The sequence below is a fragment of the Bradyrhizobium sp. USDA 4486 genome, assembly GCF_054057995.1.
This window is the reverse complement of record NZ_JBSRZV010000001.1, coordinates 3,750,193-3,769,961: the sequence shown is the minus strand read 5'-3', so window position 1 is coordinate 3,769,961 and position 19,769 is coordinate 3,750,193. Positions and strand designations below refer to the sequence as shown.

Sequence of the window (19,769 nt, the reverse complement as noted above, 5' to 3'; positions counted from 1 at the left end):
GAATGAGTCCATACCGAAGCGTGCTCTGGGGGGCCGATGCGCAAGAATTTTCCTGTCACCGATATCGAATATCCCGTCAGCGACGAGACGCTGATCGTCTCGCGCACCGACCTCAAGGGCAAGCTCACCTATTTCAACGAGGACTTCATCGCGGCCGCCGGCTTCAGGTCGGCGGAGCTGATGGGCCAGCCGCACAACATCGTCCGCCACCCCGACATGCCGTCGGAGGCGTTCGACAATCTCTGGGACACGCTGAAGGCCGGCAAGCCATGGCTCGGCGCCGTGAAGAACCGCCGCAAGAACGGCGACTTCTACTGGGTGCTGGCGACGGCATCTCCGATCCGTGAGAACGGGCAGGTCAAGGGTTACACCTCGATCCGCACGAGGCTGCCGGCCGACCAGCGCAAGCTCGCCGAAGAGGTCTACGCCGCAATCCGCGAGAAGAAGCCGCATGGCTATCGCATCGATGCCGGCATCATTCGCCGCCGCTCGCTGCTCGACCGCTTCAGCGTCTTCACCGGAACCCTGAGGGCGCGCCTCGTCACGACGATGGCGCTCCAGGCGCTGTTCATGCTCGCGCTTGGCGCCGGTGGTGCGCTCTCCACCGGCGGTTCGACCGGCCTGATCCTGTCGCTGCTGGCCGTCATCGGCGCTGCCAGCGCCGGGTTCGCCGGCGTTGCGACGATGCTGGCGATCAAGGGGCCGATGCAGCACCTCAACGACACCCTGGTCAACCTCGTCCAGGACAAGCTCGACAACCGCATCAACATCGAGCGCGATGACGAGATCGGCGAGGCGCTGCGCAATCTCCAGACCGTCCAGACCATCATCCGCTTCAGCCGCGACGAGGTGCAGGCGGTGCAGCGCCGCGCCGAGGCGCAACGCAAGACCGACATGACCAAGCTGGCCGACGGCTTCGAGGCCGCGATCGGCGAGATCGTCGAGACCGTGTCCTCGGCCGCGACCGAGCTCGAGGCGTCGGCCTCGACGCTGTCCTCGGCCGCGGGCCGCGCCGAGGAACTGGCGACGGCTGTCGCCTCCGGCTCCGACAGGGCCTCCAGCAACGTCCATTCGGTGGCCTCGGCGGCCGAGCAGATGTCGTCCTCGGTGCGCGAGATCAGCCGCCAGGTGCAGGATTCGGCGCGTATCGCCGGCGAGGCGGTCAGCCAGGCGCACGCCACCACCGAGCGGGTCAGCGAATTGTCGCGCGCCGCAGCGCGGATCGGCGACGTTGTCGAGCTCATCAATGCCATCGCGGGTCAGACCAATCTGCTGGCACTGAATGCCACGATCGAGGCGGCGCGGGCCGGCGAGGCCGGCCGCGGCTTCGCGGTGGTTGCGTCCGAGGTCAAGGCGCTGGCCGAGCAGACCGCCAAGGCCACCGGCGAGATTGGCCAGCAGATCGGCGGCATCCAGGCGGCGACCCAGGAATCGGTCAGCGCCATCAGCGAGATCAGCGGCACCATCGCGCGGCTGTCGGAGATATCCTCGATGATCGCGGCGGCCGTGGAGCAGCAGGGCGCGGCGACTCAGGAGATCGCCCGCAACGTGCAGGAAGCGGCCCACGGCACCCAGCAGGTCTCCTCCAACGTCAACGATGTTCAGCGCGGCGCCTCCGAGACCGGCTCGGCGTCCTCGCAGGTGCTGTCGGCGGCGCAAATGCTGTCGCGCGATTCCAACCGGCTTAAGATGGAGGTCGGCAAGTTCCTGACCAACGTCCGCGCCGCCTGAGGCATGCGGCTGCATGGCTGCGATGTAGATTTCGCAGTGCGGTAGCAGGGAAGTGAATGCAGGACAGCCGCCGGAGATTAGCGTTTCCGGCGGTGCTCGGGTAAAGGGGAAAGGGATCCCCATGGGCGGATTCCGTAAATCCTCGCTCGACCTGGAATTGCCTGACGAATGATCGCTCTGGTCCGAATTGCCCTGAGCCGACCCTATACGTTTGTCGTGCTCGCGCTCCTGCTCCTCATCATCGGACCGCTGGCGGCGCTGCGGACGCCGACCGACATCTTCCCTGATATCCGCATCCCCGTCATCGGCGTGGTCTGGCAGTACACTGGCCTGCCGCCGGACCAGATGTCCGGCCGCATCACGACGCCGTTCCAGCGCGCACTGACGACGACGGTCAACGACATCGAGCACATCACCGCCAACTCCTACAACGGCTTCGGCATCATCAAGATCTTCTTCCAGCCGAACGTCGACATCCGCACCGCCAATGCGCAGGTCACCGCGATCTCGCAGACGCTGCTCAAGCAGATGCCGCCGGGCGCGACGCCGCCCCTGATCCTGAACTATTCCGCCTCGACCGTGCCGATCATCCAGGTGGCGCTCTCGGGCGAGGGCCTCACCGAGCAGAACCTCGCCGATATCGGCATCAACCAGCTGCGAACACCGCTGGTCACCGTGCCGGGCGCGGCGATCCCCTATCCGTTCGGCGGCAAGCAGCGCCAGGTGCAGATCGACCTCGATCCCTCCGCGCTCCAGGCCCGCGGGCTGTCGGGCCAGGACGTCGCCAATGCGCTCGCAGCCCAGAATCTGATCACGCCGGTCGGCACCCAGAAGATCGGCCAGTTCGAGTACAACATCCAGCTCAACAATTCGCCGCTGAAGATCGACGAGCTCGGCAATCTGCCGATCCGCACGGTCAACGGCGCGATGGTCTATGTCCGCGATGTCGCGACCGTGCGCGACGGCAATCCGCCGCAGACCAACATCGTCCATGTCGACGGCAACCGCTCCGTGCTGATGATGGTGCTGAAGGCGGGCACGACCTCGACGCTCGATATCATCGCCGGCATCAAGCAGAAGGTGATCGAGGTCAAGGACCAGCTGCCGGACGCGCTGAAGATCGGCTTCATCGGCGACCAGTCGGTGTTCGTGCGTGGTGCGATCGAGGGTGTCGCGTTCGAAGGCGTGATCGCAGCGCTGCTGACCAGCGTCATGATCCTGTTGTTCCTCGGCAGCTGGCGCTCCACGATCATCATCGCGGTGTCGATCCCGCTCTCGGTGCTGGGCGCCATCATCATGCTTTCGGCGATCGGCGAGACGCTGAACATCATGACGCTCGGCGGTCTCGCGCTCGCCGTCGGCATCCTCGTCGACGACGCCACCGTGACCATCGAGAACATCAACTACCATCTGGAGCAGGGCAAGCCGGTCGAGCAGTCGATTCTCGACGGCGCCAACCAGATCGTGACACCGGCCTTCGTCTCGCTGCTCTGCATCTGCATCGTGTTCGTGCCGATGTTCTTCCTCAGCGGCGTCGCGCGCTTCCTGTTCGTGCCTATGGCGGAAGCCGTGATGTTCGCGATGATCTGGTCGTTCATCCTGTCGCGCACACTGGTGCCGACTATGGCGAACTACCTCCTGCAGGCGCGTGTCCATCACGACGGCGCCCCGCCGAAGTCACGCAATCCCCTGGTCTGGTTCCAGCGCGGCTTCGAGGCGCGGTTCGAGCGCATCCGCGGCTTCTATCGCGGGCTGCTCGGCCTTGCGCTGGCGCATCGTGCGGTGTTCGTGATCGGCTTCCTCTGCGTGGTCGGCGCATCCTTTGCGCTGGTGCCGTTCCTCGGCCGCAATTTCTTTCCCGCCGTCGACGCCGGCAACATCCTGATGCATGTCCGCACGCAAGTCGGCACCCGCGTCGAGGAGACCGCCAACCAACTCGCCGACGTGCAGAAGGCGGTACGCAAGCTGATCCCGGGCGAGATCGAGACCATGACCGACAACATCGGCATGCCGATCTCCGGCATCAACATGACCTACAACAACACCGGCGTGATCGGCCCGCAGGACGGCGACATCCAGATCAAGCTGAAGGAAGGCCACAAGCCGACCGAGGAGCATGTGAAGGTGCTGCGTGAGCAGCTGCCGCGGCTGTTCCCCGGCGTCAGCTTCGCGTTCCTGCCCGCCGACATCGTCAGCCAGATCCTGAATTTCGGCGCGCCGGCGCCGATCGACCTGCAGATCCGCGGCGCCAATCTCAACGCCAACTTCGCTTACGCCAACAGCTTGCTGGCCAAAGTCCGCAAGATCCCGGGCGTTGCCGATGCGCGCATTCAGCAATCGCCGAACAACCCGACCTTCAACATCGACGTCGACCGCACCCGCGCGCAATATGTCGGCCTGACCGAGCGCGACGTCACCAACAGCCTCGTGGTCAATCTCGCCGGCTCCTCGCAGGTCGCGCCGACCTACTATCTCAACCCGGACAACGGCGTGTCCTACTCGATCGTGATGCAGACGCCGCAATACCAGATCGACTCGCTCAGCGCACTGCAGACGCTGCCGATCACGGCTGCAGGCAATGCGCAGTCGCCGATCCTCGGCGGCATCGCCGACATCAAGCGGTCGACCTCGAGCGCGGTGGTCTCGCAATACGACATCCAGTCGATGGTGCAGATCTTCGCGACGACCTCGGGCCGCGATCTCGGCGTGGTCGCCGCCGACATCCGCAAGGTCATCGCCGACACCGCCAACGACGTGCCGAAGGGCTCGTCCGTGGTGCTACTCGGCCAGGTGCAGACCATGAACAGCGCCTTCACCGGCCTCCTGTTCGGACTGCTTGGTGCCGTCGTGCTGATCTACTTTCTGATTGTCGTGAACTTCCAGTCCTGGTCCGATCCGTTCGTGATCATCACTGCTCTGCCGGCTGCGCTCGCCGGCATCGTCTGGATGCTGTTCATGACGGAGACGACGCTGTCGGTGCCCGCGCTGACAGGCGCGATCATGTGCATGGGCGTTGCCACCGCCAACAGCGTGCTGGTGATCTCCTTCGCGCGCGAACGCTACGAGGAGCTCGGCGATCCCGTCGCGGCTGCGCTCGAAGCCGGCTTCGTCCGGTTTCGTCCGGTGCTGATGACCGCGCTCGCCATGATCATCGGCATGGCGCCGATGGCATTGGGCCTGGGCGAGGGCGGCGAGCAGAATGCGCCACTTGGCCGCGCCGTGATCGGCGGCCTGATCTTTGCAACTTTCGCCACGCTGATGTTTGTTCCCGTGGTGTTCAGCATGGTACACAAGAAACAAGGCGCCAAAGCCGCCGCCTCATCGGAGACACCGCATGTCGCCCACTGAACCACGCTCCCCGGTCTCGCACCGGAAACTGGGCATCTTCGGCGTGGTGGCGCTGATCGCGGCAGGCCTCGTCGTCGGCACCGGCATCCGGGCCCGCGAAGACCAGGGCTCCAAGCTGAAGGAGTGGACCGAGGACCAGGCCGTCCCCAGCGTTGCGGTGACCCTGCCCAACGCCAAGTCCCTCAATGCCACCATCGACCTGCCGGGCCGGCTGGAGGCCTATTACCGCGCGCCGATTTTCGCGCGTGTCTCGGGCTATCTGAAGAGCTGGAGCGCCGATATCGGCGCGCGGGTCAAGGCCGGGCAGGTGATTGCCGAGATCGAGGCGCCCGATCTCGACCAGCAATTGCTTCAGGCCCGCGCCGACCTCGCCAGCCAGCAGGCCAGCGCCAGGCTGTCGGAAGCCACCCTCAACCGCCGCAAGACGCTGGTCGCCTCCAACTTCGTCTCCGCGCAGGAGATCGACGAGCGCACCGCCGATCTCTCCAACAAGAACGCGGCGGTGAAGTCCGGCCAGGCCAATGTCGAGCGGCTTGAAGCGCTGGCCGGCTATAAGAAGATCACGGTGCCGTTCGACGGTGTGGTGACCTCGCGCGACACCGACGTCGGCGCGCTGATCAACGCCGGCGGCGGCTCGGGCCCGGCGATGTTCGTGGTCTCCGACATCACCAAGCTGCGCGTCTACGTCAACGTGCCCCAGAACTACGTGCCGGCGATCAAGATCGGCGCCAAGGCCACCATCACGCTGCCTGAGTATCCGAACCGGACCTTCCAGGCGACGGTGGAAGCCTCCTCGCAGGCAGTCGACGTCGCCTCCGGCACCACGCGCATGCAGCTCGGCCTCGACAACTCCTCCGGCGAGCTGATGCCCGGCGGCTATGCCAGCGTGAAGCTGAACCTCCAGCGCGACTCTGCGCCGCTCAGCATCCCGGCCAGCGCCCTGATCTTCAACGGCAGCGGCCTGCGCGTCGCAACTGTCGGCGCCGACGACAAGGTGCTGTTCAAGACCGTGACCGTCGCCCGCGATCTCGGCCGCGAGATCGAGCTCGCCTCGGGCATCGCCGCGGACGACCGCGTCATCACCGCCCCGCCGGACGGCCTCTCCGATGGCGACCAGGTCCGCGTGGTTGGCGCCGGCGCCAAGGGCAAGCCGGCGACGGCATCCGAGAAGCAGGCGCCGAAGAGCTGAAGACTGTCTCGTGCCCGGACGCGGCGCAGCACCACAAGCGCGTTTACGCGCGTCTTTGATGCGCTATGGTGGTGCGCTGCTGAGCCGGGGCCCATCTCTCCTCGCTGTCTTGTGTAGCTTTCTGGTCCCGGCTCTGCGGAGCGGCATTGCATGCCGCGCCGCGTCCGGGACAAGAGAGGGAGCTATGCCACCTGCCACTCCGGCACGCCATCCGCGGCCATATTGACCTCGCCGAGCGAACCCACCGGCGTGCGGTCCATATTCAGCAGATGCGCCAGCGTCGCATTATCGCTTGCTGGAATCCGCGCCAGCGTGCGCCGGTCATCTTCGGTCCGCAGCATCACGACGCCATGCTCGACCTCGCCGCCACGGCCGTAGAGCACCGTAAAACTCTCGACCTTGCCCTTGCCCGAGGCCTTCGTGACGAACTCAGGTACCGCGCGCTTGTTGCGGTCGGCCTCCGCCTGCACGCTCGTCTCGTGCGCCAGCGCCTCGCGCGGCGGCGCCTTCGCCACCACCAGTGCATGGTGCTTGGTGACGAAGCCGCCCTGGCCGTAGAGCAGGCCGAGCCTGGCGCCGTCGCGCAGGCGCCGCACCATCGCGCAGGCCGCATGCGTCATGTAGGTATTTAGCGGCGCGCCGAAGAAGGTGAGGCCCCCGGTCACGGTCGGCTGGACGTCATCGGAAAGACCCAGCGTCCGCCGCGCCATCTTCGGCACGCAGGGAAAGCAGCTGTAGAGCTCGATCGCGTCGAACTTCTTGCCGTCGCCACCGGCGAGGTCCATCACGCTTCTGAGCACCGCGTTCTGCGGATGGCTTTCGTAGAACTGGTCACGCAGGAGATAATCGCGCGGCTCTTCCGCCGAGGCCCCACCGAGTGGATAGACCAGCTTGTCTTCGGCGATGCCCGCTGCGCGCACCTTGGCGAGGCTGGTCAGCAGCAGCGCGCCGCCCATGTTGACGCTGGGATTGGCGACCATCAGCTTGTTGTAGGGCCAGGCGATCAGACGGTTGTCCGCAGTCGGCGTCGTGATCTCCTCCGGCGCATAACGCCGCTTCAGCCAGGCGCTGGGATTTTGCGCGGCAGCTTCCGAATAGCGCGACCACAGCGTGCCTGACTCCGCCATGGCCTCGCGCGGCGTCTGGCCCCAATGCGCCGAGGAGGCCGCCTCGTAGAACGGATAGACCGTGACGGGCCGGAACACGCCGAGCTTCACCGCCAGCGGCTTCTGGAACGCCGCGCCGCGCTTGGGCTCCTCGACGTCATGGGCGAACGGCGTCCATGGCAGCTTGACGCCGGCGCGCTCCGCCTTGGTTGCGGTCGACTGCGCCTCCGCGCCACACACTGCCGCCACAGTGCATTCGCCGCGCGCGATGCGCTTGGCTGCCTCGTGGATGTAGCGGATCGGGCTCTCGCCGCCGACCGGCCCGTAATAGCAATGCGCCGGCGAGATGCCGAGACGTTGCGCCAGCAGTTTTTCCGGATCGCGATAGCGCCAGCTCAGGAAATTGACGACGTCGAGCGATTGCACCTCGCCGAGCAGCTTTGCGCCAGCGTCAGCCTCGGCGCGCCGCAGCGCCTGTTCGAGCAGATCGAGCGGCTCGAGGCCTTCGGTGATCTCCTTGGGGCGGTCGACGATCTCGCCGATGCCGACGATGACGGGGATACGATCTTCGGGGGTATTGGTCATTTCTTCTTCAATTCACGATGTTAGTTGTTCGTCATCGCGAGCGCAGCGAAGCAATCCAGAATCTTTCCGCAGAGGCAGTCTGGATTGCTTCGCTGCGCTCGCAATGACGACTGGGATTAGTCCGCCACCAGCGCATTCATGTGCTCGACGGCTTCGGCGAAATCTTCCTTGAACTCCTGCACCACCGCGCCGGCCGACTTCACGCTGTCGATCAGCCCGACGCCCTGGCCGACGAAATAGCTGACGAGATCGCGCGCCTTCGCATTGCCGCTTGCGGCGGCGCGATCGATCGAATTGAACGCATCGCGGCTGATGATGCTCTGCAGCGGCATCGGCAGCGCACCCGGGCTTTCCGGCGCGCGGTCCCAGGCATCGGTCCAGACCGAACGGAGTTGCCGCGCCGGCTTGCCGGTGCGGCCCTTCGAGCGGATCGCATCGCGCGAGGACGCCGCGATCATCTTCTCGCGAAGGATCTCGCTGGTCTCGGCCTCGACGGTCGCGAGCCACACCGAGCCGGTCCATGCGCCCGCCGCGCCCATCGCCATGCAGGCGGCCATCTGCCGGCCCGTCATGATGCCGCCGGCCGCGAGCACGGGCACGTCGTGGATATTCTTGATCGCCTTGATCACCTCCGGCACCAGCACCATGGTCGAAACCTCGCCGCAATGGCCGCCGGCCTCGGTGCCCTGCACCACGAGGATGTCGACGCCGGCCGCGACCTGGCGCAGCGCGTGCTCCTTGGCACCGACGAGCGCGGCCACGGGCACGCCGTGCGACTTGCCCATCTCGATCATCGCCTTCGGCGGCACGCCGAGCGCATTCGCGATCAGGCGGATCGGATGATTGAAGGAGATCTCGAGCATCTCCAGCGCCGTCTTGGCGTCGAACGGCTGAGGTTGATCGTCGGCAACGCTCGTCGTGGTCAGCTCGATATCGTACTTCTTCAAGAGGTCGCGCGTGTAGGCGCGGTGCTGTTGCGGCACGCGCGCCTCAAGGCTCTTCCAGGTGACGTCCTTCTCGCCTGCAGTCGAGATGTTTTCCGGGATCAGCACGTCGATGCCATAGGGTCTGCCGTCGACGTGATCGTCGATCCATTTCAGCTCGCGTTCGAGCGTATCGGGCGTGTGCGCGGTGGCACCTAACACGCCAAAGCCGCCGGCACGGCTGACGGCGGCTACGACATCGCGGCAATGGCTGAAGGCGAGCAACGGGAACTCGATGCCCAGCATGTCACAGATCGGCGATTTCATGGTCCTCTCCCGGCGCGCGTTCGACGAGACTGTGCCCTCATCGTCGTGCGCGATGCCATGCCGGATTCCAGCGCGCATCTTGCGTGCAGGCGCCACGTCGCGCGACGGGCCATTGCCCTCGCAACCATGCGCGGCCTAACGAGGTTGCCGGATGCATGACACCGACCTGAGGCCCGCGCCTGACGCAGAGCCGGCAGGCCTTGCCATCGACCGCGCGCGGGCTAATTAATGCAGGCGCATCTTTTTGCCGGAGCCCCCGCATGACCGACGCCCCCGCCTACGTGCCGCCCAAAGTCTGGACCTGGAACAAGGAGAATGGCGGGCAGTTCGCCAGCATTAACCGGCCCATTGCCGGTCCCACCCACGACAAGGAGCTGCCGGTCGGCAAGCATCCCCTCCAGCTCTATTCGCTGGGGACCCCGAACGGGGTGAAGGTCACGGTGATGCTGGAGGAGCTGCTGGCGCTCGGCCACAAGGGTGCCGAATACGACGCCTGGCTGATCAGGATCGGCAATGGCGACCAGTTCGGCAGCGGCTTCGTCAACATCAACCCGAACTCGAAGATCCCGGCGCTGATGGACCGCTCGGGTCCGGAGCCGATCCGTGTTTTCGAATCCGGCTCGATCCTGTTCTACCTCGCCGAGAAGTTCGGTGCCTTTCTGCCGAAGGACATCAAGACCCGCACCGAGGCTATGTCCTGGCTGTTCTGGCAGATGGGCAGCGCGCCCTATCTCGGCGGCGGTTTCGGTCATTTCTACGCCTACGCCCCGACCAAGATCGAATACGCCATCGATCGCTTTGCGATGGAGACCAAGCGCCAGCTCGACGTGCTCGACCGGCGCCTCGCCGACAACGAGTACCTCGCGGGCAAGGAGTACACCATCGCCGACATCGCGGTGTGGCCGTGGTACGGCGCGCTCGCCAAGGGGCTGGTCTACGGCGCCGGCGAATTTTTGTCGGTGCAGGACTACAAGAACGTGCAGCGCTGGACCGACCAGATCGCGCAACGCCCCGCCGTGAAGCGCGGCCGCATGGTCAACCGCGTCTCCGGCGATCCCTCAAGCCAGCTCCACGAGCGGCACGACGCGAGCGATTTCGAGACGAAGACGCAGGACAAGGTCGAGGCGGCGAAGACTGCGTAACTCCCAGGTATTGTAGGGTGGGCAAAGCGAAGCGTGCCCACGCGTTTATTGCTAGCGGAGAGAGGTCGTGGGCACGGCGCGTTGCGCCTTTGCCCACCCTACGGTTCTTCCCGCGTCAGGAGAGGCGAGGTTCACGCCATGCTCAGCTCGTGGCGGCCGACCACCATCCAGTGCACCTCGTCCGGACCGTCGGCAAAGCGCAGATGACGGACGTCCTGATACATCTCGGCGAGCGGGGTCCAGTGCGAGATGCCGGTGGCGCCATGCATCTGGATCGCCTGGTCGATGATCTTGCAGGCGCGCTCGGGCACCATGGCCTTGACCATGGAGACCCAGACCCGAGCCTCCTTATTGCCGAGCACGTCCATCGCCTTCGCTGCTTTCAGCACCATCAGCCGCATCGCCTCGATCTCGCAGCGCGCCTGCGCGATGATCTGCATGTTGCCGCCGAGATGGGCGATCTTCTTGCCGAACGCTTCGCGGGTGAGGCCACGCTGCACCATCAGGTCGAGCGCCTTCTCGGCCTTGCCGATAGTGCGCATGCAGTGATGGATGCGGCCGGGTCCGAGGCGCAGCTGCGAGATCTCGAAGCCGCGGCCTTCGCCGAGCAGAATGTTCTCCTTGGGAACGCGCACATTGTTGAAGCGCATGTGCATGTGGCCGCGCGGCGCGTGGTCCTGGCCGAACACGTACATCGGGCCGAGCACTTCGACGCCGGGCGTGTCGCGCGGCACCAGGATCTGTGACTGCTGCTTGCTCGGCGCCGCATCCGGATTTGTCTTCACCATCACGATGAGGATCTTGCAGCGGGGATCGCCCAAGCCGGAGATGTAATATTTCTCGCCGTTGATGACCCATTCGTCCCCGACGAGCTTTGCCGTCGTCGAGATGTTCTTGGCATCGGAGGAGGCGACGTTCGGCTCGGTCATGACATAGGCCGAGCGGATCTCGCCGTTGAGCAGGGGCTTGAGCCACTTCTCCTTCTGCTCCTTGGTGCCAACGCGCTCCAGCACCTCCATGTTGCCGGTGTCGGGCGCCGAGCAGTTCATGGTTTCGGACGCCAGCGGGCTCTTGCCGAGCTCGGCCGCGATATAGGCGTAATCGAGGTTCTTCAGGCCCTGGCCAGTCTCATCATCGGGCAGAAAGAAATTCCAGAGGCCTTCCTGCTTGGCCTTGTTCTTGGCCTTCTCCAGCACCTCGAGCTGCTTCGGCGTGAAGCTCCAGCGATCCTCCTTGCCTTCGCCGGCCTTGGCGAACTCGATCGACATCGGCTCGACGGTGTCGCGGATGAACCTCTTGACGTGATCGTAGAGCGGCCGGACCTGGTCCGACATGCGCAGATCGTTCAGCTCGTCGCCGGGATTGAGCGTGTAGTTGGTGGTGCGGGGAATGTAGGCGTGTTTTGTCATTGGTCCTCCCGGGGGCGCTGAGTTCGTGTTGGCCGCAAGAATAGTCGCAGCCTCGCCAAAGTGCGAGCGCGTATTTTCTCGCGCGAGCCATGCCACGCGATGGAATTTCGCGACGGCGTTTGAAATGTTGTTTGAATGAGGGTGAGTGGCAGGCGCGGGCCGCGCTCACCGCTGTCATCGCCCGCGAAGGCGGGCGATCCAGTACGCCGTGACGTCAGCGTTTCACGGAGAAGCCGTGGCGTACTGGATTCCCCGCTTTCGCGGGGAACGACACCGTCCTAGAGCAATCAAATCGGCATCCGGTGCATCGCGGATCTTGTTGCCGTCGAGATCGCGCAAATAGGCGAGATAAAGCTTGTTTCCCGCGCCCTCGCGGATGCCGGGCGGATCCTCGATCGGCGTTCCGCCGGCCGCGACGCCGGCGGCGTGCCATTTGTCGACCTGCTCGGGTGAGTTGGCGGCAAAGCCGATCGTGCCGCCGTTCGCGCAGGTCGCCGGCTCGCCGTTGATCGGCTTGGAGACGGAGAACACGCCGGTCTTGGTGATGTAAAAGATGCGGTGCCCGTCGACCCGCGCCGGTCGCACGTCGAGCGTACTCAGCAGGCTGTCGTAGAACGCCTTGGCTTTGTCCAGATCGTTGGTGCCGATCATCACATGTGAAAACATCTGCCTGCCCCCTCTGCGCTTACAGACTCGGAAAAACCGTAGGGTAGGCAAAGCGCAGCGTGCCCACCACTGCAAATCGAAAACCGAATTGGTGGGCACGCCGCAAGTGCGGCTTTGCCCACCCTAGGAGATATCAAAACGCCGTATAGCCGCCGTCGATCACGAACGTATCCGCGGTGTGATACGATGACGCCTTGCTCATCAGATACACGGCAATGCCGCCGAAATCGGATGCCTCGCCGAAGCGCCGCACCGGAATCCGCGGCATCACGTTGGCGACGAACTTTTCGTTGGCCATGAGACCTGATGTCATGTCGCTCTTGATCCAGCCGGGCAGGATCGCATTCGCGGTGACGCCGTGGCGCGCCAACTCGACGCCGAGCGCGCGCACCAGCGCGTTGATGGCGGCCTTGGTCGCGGCATAATGCTCGTTGCGCGCGGTGCCGAAGATCGAGGCGAGGCTCGAGGTCGCAACCAGCCGGCCAAAGGGATCGCCGGCATTGGCACGCTCGGTCATGTGCTTCGCGGCGGCCTGGAACGCGTGGAACACGCCGTCGAGATTGGTCGCGAACATCGTGCGCCATTCCTCTTCGGTGCGCTCGATGAAGGCGCGTCGTCCGCCGCCGCCGATGCCGGCATTGGCGAAGCAGCCGTCGACCCGGCCGAAAATGTCGAGCGTCGCCTTCATCGCGGCATTGACCGAGGCCGGATCGCTGACGTCGCAGACGCGGCTGTCGACCTTGCCTGACAGCCCCGCCAAGCTCGCGGCAGCGGCCTTGTTCTTGTCAGCATTGCGGCCCCAGATCGAGACGTTGCAGCCCTGGCCGGCGAGCGCCTGCGCTATGCCGAGCCCGATGCCGCCGTTGCCGCCGGTGATCACGGCGACGCGGCCGGTGAGGTCGAAAAGGGTCATGGCGCGTTTCCTGTTCTTGATATGAGGGGCATCAGCCGCTGCGCACAAGATTGCTTGCTATGCTCTGATCACCATGGACAAGGCCGCGACAAAAATCAAATATGCGCGCCGGAAAAAGAAATTCCGGTCTGCGAAACTGACGCGGTCCGCAACTGACGAGGAAACCATGCAGTTCAAACATGTCACGCTCGATTTCGATGGCTCGGTCGCGGTTCTCCGGCTCGACCATCAGGAGGTGATGAACGCGGTCTCCGTGGACATGCTGGGCGGCCTTGCCGAGGCGCTGGACGCGATCGAGGAGAAGAAGGACGAGGTGCGCTGCATCGTGCTGACCGGCGCCGGGCGCGCGTTCTGCACCGGTGCGAATCTGCAGGGCCGCAACAACCAGTCGAAGAAGACCAAGGCCGGCCTGACGCTCGAGACCGGCTTTCATCCCTTCCTCCGCCGCATCCGCAATCTGCACTGCCCGATCATCACCGCGGTCAACGGGCCGGCCGCGGGCGCCGGCATGAGCTTCGCCCTGCTCGGCGACATGATTCTTTGCGCTCGCTCGTCGTATTTCCTGCAAGCGTTCCGCCGCATTGGCCTCGTGCCGGATTGCGGCTCGACCTGGCTCTTGCCGCGCCTCGTCGGCCGGGCGCGCTCGATCGAATTGTCGCTGATGGGCGAGCGCCTGCCGGCCGAAAAGGCGCTGGAATGGGGCCTCGTCAACCGCGTCTATGACGACGGCGTGCTGATGGAGGAGGCGATGAAGCTCGCGCGCGATCTCGCCAGCGGGCCGACAGTGGCGCTGTCGCTGATCCGCAAGCTCTATTGGGACAGCCCGGAAAATTCCTTCGAGGAGCAGCTCAATCTCGAATTCCAGTGCCAGCTTCGTGCCGGCGACACCGAGGATTTCCGTGAGGGCGTTGGCGCGTTCCTGGAGAAGCGGCCCGCACAGTTCAAAGGCAAATGATCGAGGCGGAGCTTTCGCGCAGCGTCAAGCGCTGGTGCAAGGGCGCGACAGGCGTCACCGGCGCGGCAAAACTGTCCGGCGGCGCCAGTCAGGAGACCTGGCGCTTCGACATTGTGCATCCCGACGGGGCGATCGGCGCGATCCTGCGCCGCTCGCCTAAGGGCTATGGCGCCGCGCCAACGCGCGCGGCCGGACTCGCCGCCGAGGCGCAGCTGATGCAGCTCGCTTACGAAGCCGGCGTGCCTTCGCCGCGGGTGATGCATGTGCTGACGCCGGAAGACGATCTGGGCACTGGCTTTATCATGCAACGCGTCGAGGGCGAGACCATCGCGCGCAAGATCCTGCGCGATGAGGAGTTCGCGGCGGCGCGGCCCATCCTCGCGCGGCAGATCGGCGGCGTGCTCGCCGGCCTGCATCGGCTGCCGCAGGACAAATTGCCCGAGCTGCGCAGCCGGGGCGCGACCCAGGAGATCTCAGAGTTCGAGCGCGACTATCGCAGCCTGAACTGGCCAAAGCCGGTGTTCGAGCTGGCGCTGCGCTGGCTGCGCGATCACGATCCGGGTCCCTCAGTCGAGACCACGCTGGTGCATGGCGATTTCCGCAACGGCAATCTCATCATCGGCGCTGATGGCGTTCGCGCTGTGCTCGACTGGGAGCTCGCCCATCTCGGCGACCCCATGGAGGATCTCGGCTGGGTCTGCGTCAACTCCTGGCGCTTTGGCGAGATCGACAAGCCCGTCGGCGGCTTTGGCTCGCGCGAGGAGCTGTTCGCCGGCTACGAAGCGGCAGGCCGCAAGGTCGATCCGGCGCGCGTCAAATTCTGGGAAGTGATGGGGACGCTGCGCTGGGGCATCATGTGCGGCGGCATGATGCAGCGTTTTCGCGAGGGGCCGGACCATTCCATGGAGCGCGCCATGATCGGCCGCCGCGCCAGCGAGAGCGAGATCGATCTGCTGCGGCTGCTTGCGCCGCGGGGAGGGTAGACATGCAGGACGAGCCGACCCCGATCGAGCTGACCAAGGCGGTCGCCGATTTCCTTCGCAACGACATCACGCCGCTGATCTCCGGCCATCATGCCTTCAAGCTGCGCGTCGCCATCAACATCCTCGATCTCGTCACGCGACAGCTGACGCAGGAGGCGGGGAGCGATGCGCGAGAGGTCGAGCGGCTGCGTGCGCTGCTCGGCATCGACGGCTCGGTGATCGAGCTGAACCGGGTGCTCGCCGATCGCATCGCCAAGGGCGAGGTCGATCTGACAACGCCCGGCCTCGCCGAGCATCTGTGGGCAACCACGATGGACAAGCTCGCCGTCGATCAGCCGAATTACGCGTCCTACAAGCGGGAGCTCGGGCGGGGAGGGTAGGCGGCGCTGCATCCACCGTCATTGCGAGCGCAGCGAAGCAATCCAGAGTCTCTACGCAGATGAGTCTGGATTGCTTCGTCGCAAGGGCTCCTCGCAATGACGGCCGAGACACCTTTTACTTCCCCACCCATTTCGGCGGCCGCTTCTCCGAGAACGCTTTCGGGCCCTCGATGTAGTCCTGCGAAGCCACCATCGCTTTCACCGCTGGATATTCGCGCTGTTCCTCGATCGCCTGCTCCAGCGACACGCCGAGCCCCCGCTGGATGGCCTGTTTGGACGCGCGGATCGACATCGGCGAGTTCTTGGTGATCATCTCGGCCCACCGCAATGCGGCAGCGAGCGCTTCGCCTTGCGGCACCACCTCGTTGACGAAGCCGAGCTCGTGGCCTTCCCTGGCGCTGACATGGCGCGCGGTGAGGATCATGCCCATCGCGCGCTTCAGCCCAATCTGGCGCGGCAGCCGGTGCAGGCCGCCGGCGAGTGCGGCGAGGCCAACGCGCGGCTCGGGCAGCGCGAAGGTCGCATTCTCCGAGGCGATGATGAGGTCGCAGGCGAGCGCGATCTCGAAGCCGCCGCCCATCGCGACGCCGTTGACCGCCGCGATGATGGGCTTGTCGCAATCGAAGCGCGAGGTGAGTCCGGCAAAGCCGCCCTTGTCCCAGCCGCGCTTGCCGCCCGCCGCCTGCCACTTCAGGTCGTTGCCGGCGCAGAACGCCTTGTCGCCGCTGCCTGTGACGACCGCGACCCACTGCTCGGGATCGGCGGCGAAATCGTCAAACACCTTGTTGAGCTCGAAATGCGCATCGATGTGCAGCGCGTTGTAGACCTCGGGCCGCGACAGCGTGACGATCGTGATCGGCCCCTTGCGTTCCACGTTCGAAAATTTCAGCTCCATCGCGCGCTCCCGCATTTTCTTCTGAAGGAATATTGGCGTCATACTACCGCGCCTCAGTGCCGGAGCACCATCGAATTGCGCGGGCGCGCCTTGCGCATCCGGCACGCCTCGGCTTGCTTGACTTGACGGCGCTCTTCTCACCTTAATCGTGCGAAGCAAGAACGCGCTAGCGCCTTAACACAAAACGATAAAATCAATCCGGGAGAGAACCTGTGGATTTCTCATTGCCTGCCGATCTCGTCACCTATCTCGGAGAGCTCGATCGTTTCATCGAATGCGAGATCAAGCCGCTGGAGGAGGCCGACGACAACATCCGCTTCTTCGACCATCGCCGCGAATGGGCGCGCACGGATTTCGAGAATGGCGGCCTGCCGCGCCCTGAATGGGAAGCGCTGCTGCGCAAAGCCAAGGATCTCGCGGACGCCGCGGGTCACTTGCGCTTTCCGGTGCCGAAGCAATATGGCGGCAAGGACGGCTCCAATCTCTGGATGGCGGTGATCCGCGAGCACTTTGCCGCGAAGGGCCTCGGGCTGCACAACGATCTCCAGAATGAGCATTCCATCGTCGGCAATTTCCCCGTCGTCACGATGCTCGACCGCTACGGCCGCGACGACCAGAAGGCGATGATCGACGGCTCGATCAAGGGCAAGTATCGCATCACCTTTGGCCTGACCGAACCGCATCACGGCTCGGATGCAACCCACATGGAGACACGCGCGGTGCCGGCGACGCGCGACAACGTCAAGGGCTGGATCATCAACGGCGAGAAGATGTGGACGACGGGCATGCACGTCGCCACGCATTGCGCGCTGTTCGCGCGCACCTCGGGCAATGACGGCGATGCCCGCGGTATCACCTGCTTCCTGGTGCCTGCCAAGAGCCACGGGGTGAAGATCGAGGAGTACATGTGGACCTTCAACATGCCGACCGACCATCCGCGCGTGAGCTTCACCGAGGTGTTCGTGCCCGAGGATGCGCAGTTCGGCGAGGTCGGCCGAGGCCTGTCATTGGCACAGTGCTTTGTCCATCAGAACCGCATCCGCCAGGCGGCGAGCTCGCTCGGCGCGGCGGTCTACTGCATCAACGAGAGCGTGAGATACGCGCGCGAGCGAAAGCCGTTCGGCCGGGCGCTCGCCGAGAACCAGGCGATCCAGTTCCCGCTGGTCGAGCTCGCCACCCAAGCCGAGATGCTGCGCCTTCTGATCCGCAAGACCGCCTGGGAGATGGACCAGCTCACCGAGGAGCAGATCGAGCGCACGCTCTCCGATCGCGTCTCGATGTGCAATTACTGGGCAAACCGTCTCTGCTGTGAATCCGCCGACCGCGCCATGCAGGTCCACGGCGGCATGGGCTATTCACGCCACAAGCCGTTCGAGCACATTTACCGGCACCATCGCCGCTACCGGATCACGGAGGGCAGTGAGGAGATCCAGATGCGCAAGGTGGCGGGGTTCCTGTTCGGCTATATGGGGCCGGGGAAGCACTGAAGCTTGCTCCAGTCTCGTAGGGTGGGCAAAGCGAAGGGTGCCCACGATCTTTCGATTATCGAGCGAGCACGTGGGCACGGCGCTTCGCGCCTTTGCCCACCCTACGGCACCGCGGAATCAATTCACCCGTCGGTCCTTCCCCGCCCAATAGGGCTCGCGCAATTGCCGCCGCAAGATCTTGCCTGACGGATTCCGCGGCAGGGCCGGCAAGAACTCCACGCTCTTCGGCGTCTTGTAGCCGGCGATGCGCTCGCGGGTGAAGTTGATGATATTGGTGGCACTCGCCTGCTTGCCAGGCTTCATCACCACCACGGCCTTCACCGCCTCGCCCCATTTGTCGTCGGGCACGCCGATCACGGCGGCCTCGGCGACGTCAGGATGGTCGCACAGCGCGCTCTCGACCTCGGCGGGATAGATGTTCTCGCCGCCGGAGATGATCATGTCCTTGATGCGGTCGTGGATATAGAGATAGCCGTCCTCGTCCATGTAGCCGGCATCGCCCGTGCGCAGCCAGCCGTCACTGCGCAGCGTCGCGGCGGTCGCCTCCGGCAGGTTCCAATAGCCCGCCATGTTCGAGCCCGAGCGCGTCGCGATCTCGCCGACCTCGCGCGGCGGCAGCGGCTTGCCGTCGGGGTCGAGGATCGCGATCTCGACACCCGGCAGGGCCTTGCCGGCCGAGCGCATCCGCTCGAGACCCTCGACATGATCCTCCGGCGGCAGCGCGACGATGGTGCCGGTCGTCTCGGTCATGCCGTACATCTGCACGAAGCCGCATTTGAAGACCTCGATGCACTCCTTCAGCAGCGCCGCCGGAATCGGGGACGCGCCGTAGAGCATGTATTTCAACCGTGAAAAGTCGACGGTCTTCGCGCGTGGCTGCCGCACCACGAATTGCATCGCCGCCGGCACCATGAACAGTTTTGTGATGCCCGACTGCTCGAAGAAATCCAGCACCTTGGTCGGATCGAACTCGCGCGCGATGACGCCGCGGGCACCGTGATAGAGGCCCATCACGCCCCAGCCGGACCCGCCGATGTGGAAGATCGGCATCGCGACCAGCGAGACGTCGTCGGTCGACCACCGGTTCCACTCCGGCTTGTCCTCCGCATTGCCTGTTTGCACGAGGTTGAGGAAGTTCGCGTGGCTCAGCATCGCGCCCTTCGGCTTGCCCGTCGTGCCCGAGGTGTAGAGCTGGATCGCGATGTCGTTGGTGTCGATCGGCACCTTCGGGTCGGCGCCGCTCTGTGCATCGCGCCAGGCTGTGAAATCCTGCCACTCCGGGGCACCGCCTTCAGTCGTGATGATCGTGCGCACGTCTGATATCTGATCCCTGATCTGCCGGACCTGCGTGATGAACTCCGGCCCGACGAACAGCACCGGCGCCTTGCAATCGGAGACGATGAAGGCGACCTCCGGGCCGGCGAGCCGCCAGTTCACCGGCGCCATGACGACGCCGGCCTTCATCGCGCCCATCAGCAATTCGAAATAGAGATCGCTGTTCTTGCCGAGATAGGCGATGCGGTCGCCCTTCTTCAAGCCCATGGCGAGGAGCGCGTTGGCGACCTTGTTGGTCTTGACATCGAACTCGGCAAAGCTGGTGATGCGACCCTCGAACTCAAAGGCAATGGCGTCGCCGCGGCTCGTCGCGCGCTCGCGCACCATGTCGGCGAGGTTCGCCAATGGCTGTGTGGACATGTCTCTCCCGTGGCGTTTTGTTTTGTGCCGGGGAG

The 19,769-nt window shown here is 64.9% G+C and carries 14 protein-coding genes and 1 pseudogene; 8 read left to right on the top strand and 7 right to left on the bottom strand.

The genetic code is table 11. From position 1 onward, the window contains the following. The first annotated feature begins 36 nt into the window (after positions 1-36). From ACVWY3_RS18435 to ACVWY3_RS18425, 3 genes are all read left to right on the top strand, one after another. Positions 37-1,731: a methyl-accepting chemotaxis protein gene (locus ACVWY3_RS18435; RefSeq protein WP_456839737.1), complete on the top strand. Its 1,695-nt coding sequence runs from the start codon at positions 37-39 to the stop codon at positions 1,729-1,731. A 168-nt stretch (positions 1,732-1,899) separates the two neighbouring features. Then, positions 1,900-5,079 carry an efflux RND transporter permease subunit gene (locus ACVWY3_RS18430; RefSeq protein WP_456839736.1) on the top strand — a complete coding sequence of 1,060 codons (3,180 nt, stop codon included), beginning with the start codon at positions 1,900-1,902 and terminating at the stop codon, positions 5,077-5,079. After that, positions 5,066-6,268 (top strand): efflux RND transporter periplasmic adaptor subunit, encoded by a 1,203-nt coding sequence (locus tag ACVWY3_RS18425; RefSeq protein WP_456839735.1) that lies wholly within the window; start codon positions 5,066-5,068, stop codon positions 6,266-6,268. Before ACVWY3_RS18430 ends, ACVWY3_RS18425 begins: the two co-directional genes overlap by 14 nt. A gap of 182 nt (positions 6,269-6,450) precedes the next feature. Here ACVWY3_RS18425 and ACVWY3_RS18420 read toward each other — a convergent pair whose 3' ends face one another. Together ACVWY3_RS18420 and ACVWY3_RS18415 are read right to left on the bottom strand one after the other, a co-directional pair. Further along, complete coding sequence (locus ACVWY3_RS18420) at positions 6,451-7,959, bottom strand: acetyl-CoA acetyltransferase (protein ID WP_456839734.1); 1,509 nt, start codon at positions 7,957-7,959, stop codon at positions 6,451-6,453. Positions 7,960-8,075: 116 nt separating this feature from the next. Further along, positions 8,076-9,209 carry a nitronate monooxygenase gene (locus ACVWY3_RS18415; RefSeq protein WP_456839733.1) on the bottom strand — a complete coding sequence of 378 codons (1,134 nt, stop codon included), beginning with the start codon at positions 9,207-9,209 and terminating at the stop codon, positions 8,076-8,078. A 260-nt stretch (positions 9,210-9,469) separates the two neighbouring features. Here ACVWY3_RS18415 and yghU point away from each other — a divergent pair, with 260 nt between their 5' ends. Next, positions 9,470-10,351 (top strand): glutathione-dependent disulfide-bond oxidoreductase, encoded by an 882-nt coding sequence (gene yghU, locus ACVWY3_RS18410; RefSeq protein ID WP_456839732.1) that lies wholly within the window; start codon positions 9,470-9,472, stop codon positions 10,349-10,351. Positions 10,352-10,482: 131 nt separating this feature from the next. Here yghU and ACVWY3_RS18405 read toward each other — a convergent pair whose 3' ends face one another. The 3 genes and pseudogenes from ACVWY3_RS18405 to ACVWY3_RS18395 all read right to left on the bottom strand — a co-directional run bounded on the left by ACVWY3_RS18405 (position 10,483) and on the right by ACVWY3_RS18395 (position 13,339). Further along, positions 10,483-11,760: an acyl-CoA dehydrogenase family protein gene (locus tag ACVWY3_RS18405; RefSeq protein ID WP_456839731.1), complete on the bottom strand. Its 1,278-nt coding sequence runs from the start codon at positions 11,758-11,760 to the stop codon at positions 10,483-10,485. Positions 11,761-12,047: 287 nt separating this feature from the next. Continuing rightward, a pseudogene (locus tag ACVWY3_RS18400) lies at positions 12,048-12,426 on the bottom strand (VOC family protein). 133 nt (positions 12,427-12,559) lie between these two features. Continuing rightward, positions 12,560-13,339 (bottom strand): SDR family NAD(P)-dependent oxidoreductase, encoded by a 780-nt coding sequence (locus ACVWY3_RS18395; RefSeq protein WP_456839730.1) that lies wholly within the window; start codon positions 13,337-13,339, stop codon positions 12,560-12,562. A gap of 166 nt (positions 13,340-13,505) precedes the next feature. Between ACVWY3_RS18395 and ACVWY3_RS18390 the strand changes: the two genes are divergently transcribed. Genes ACVWY3_RS18390 through ACVWY3_RS18380 form a run of 3 tightly spaced genes read left to right on the top strand, consistent with a single transcriptional unit; the run spans position 13,506 to position 15,657 of the window. Then, a complete protein-coding gene (locus tag ACVWY3_RS18390; protein ID WP_456839729.1) occupies positions 13,506-14,294 on the top strand; it encodes an enoyl-CoA hydratase/isomerase in 789 nt (262 codons plus the stop codon). Next, positions 14,291-15,277: a phosphotransferase family protein gene (locus tag ACVWY3_RS18385; RefSeq protein ID WP_456839728.1), complete on the top strand. Its 987-nt coding sequence runs from the start codon at positions 14,291-14,293 to the stop codon at positions 15,275-15,277. Before ACVWY3_RS18390 ends, ACVWY3_RS18385 begins: the two co-directional genes overlap by 4 nt. 2 nt (positions 15,278-15,279) lie before the next feature. After that, the gene (locus tag ACVWY3_RS18380; protein WP_456839727.1) at positions 15,280-15,657 is read left to right on the top strand and encodes a DUF6285 domain-containing protein; all 378 of its coding nucleotides are present in this window, start codon (positions 15,280-15,282) and stop codon (positions 15,655-15,657) included. 115 nt (positions 15,658-15,772) lie between these two features. On the opposite strand, the gene ACVWY3_RS18375 is transcribed toward ACVWY3_RS18380, so the two are convergent. Continuing rightward, positions 15,773-16,552, bottom strand: a complete 780-nt coding sequence (locus ACVWY3_RS18375; protein WP_456839726.1) for an enoyl-CoA hydratase-related protein — start codon at positions 16,550-16,552, stop codon at positions 15,773-15,775. A gap of 212 nt (positions 16,553-16,764) precedes the next feature. Here ACVWY3_RS18375 and ACVWY3_RS18370 point away from each other — a divergent pair, with 212 nt between their 5' ends. Further along, entirely contained in the window at positions 16,765-18,039 is a 1,275-nt protein-coding gene (locus ACVWY3_RS18370; protein ID WP_456839725.1) for an acyl-CoA dehydrogenase family protein, read from the top strand. A gap of 117 nt (positions 18,040-18,156) precedes the next feature. Here ACVWY3_RS18370 and ACVWY3_RS18365 read toward each other — a convergent pair whose 3' ends face one another. Continuing rightward, positions 18,157-19,734: a fatty acid--CoA ligase gene (locus ACVWY3_RS18365; RefSeq protein WP_456839724.1), complete on the bottom strand. Its 1,578-nt coding sequence runs from the start codon at positions 19,732-19,734 to the stop codon at positions 18,157-18,159. Positions 19,735-19,769 lie beyond the last annotated feature (35 nt).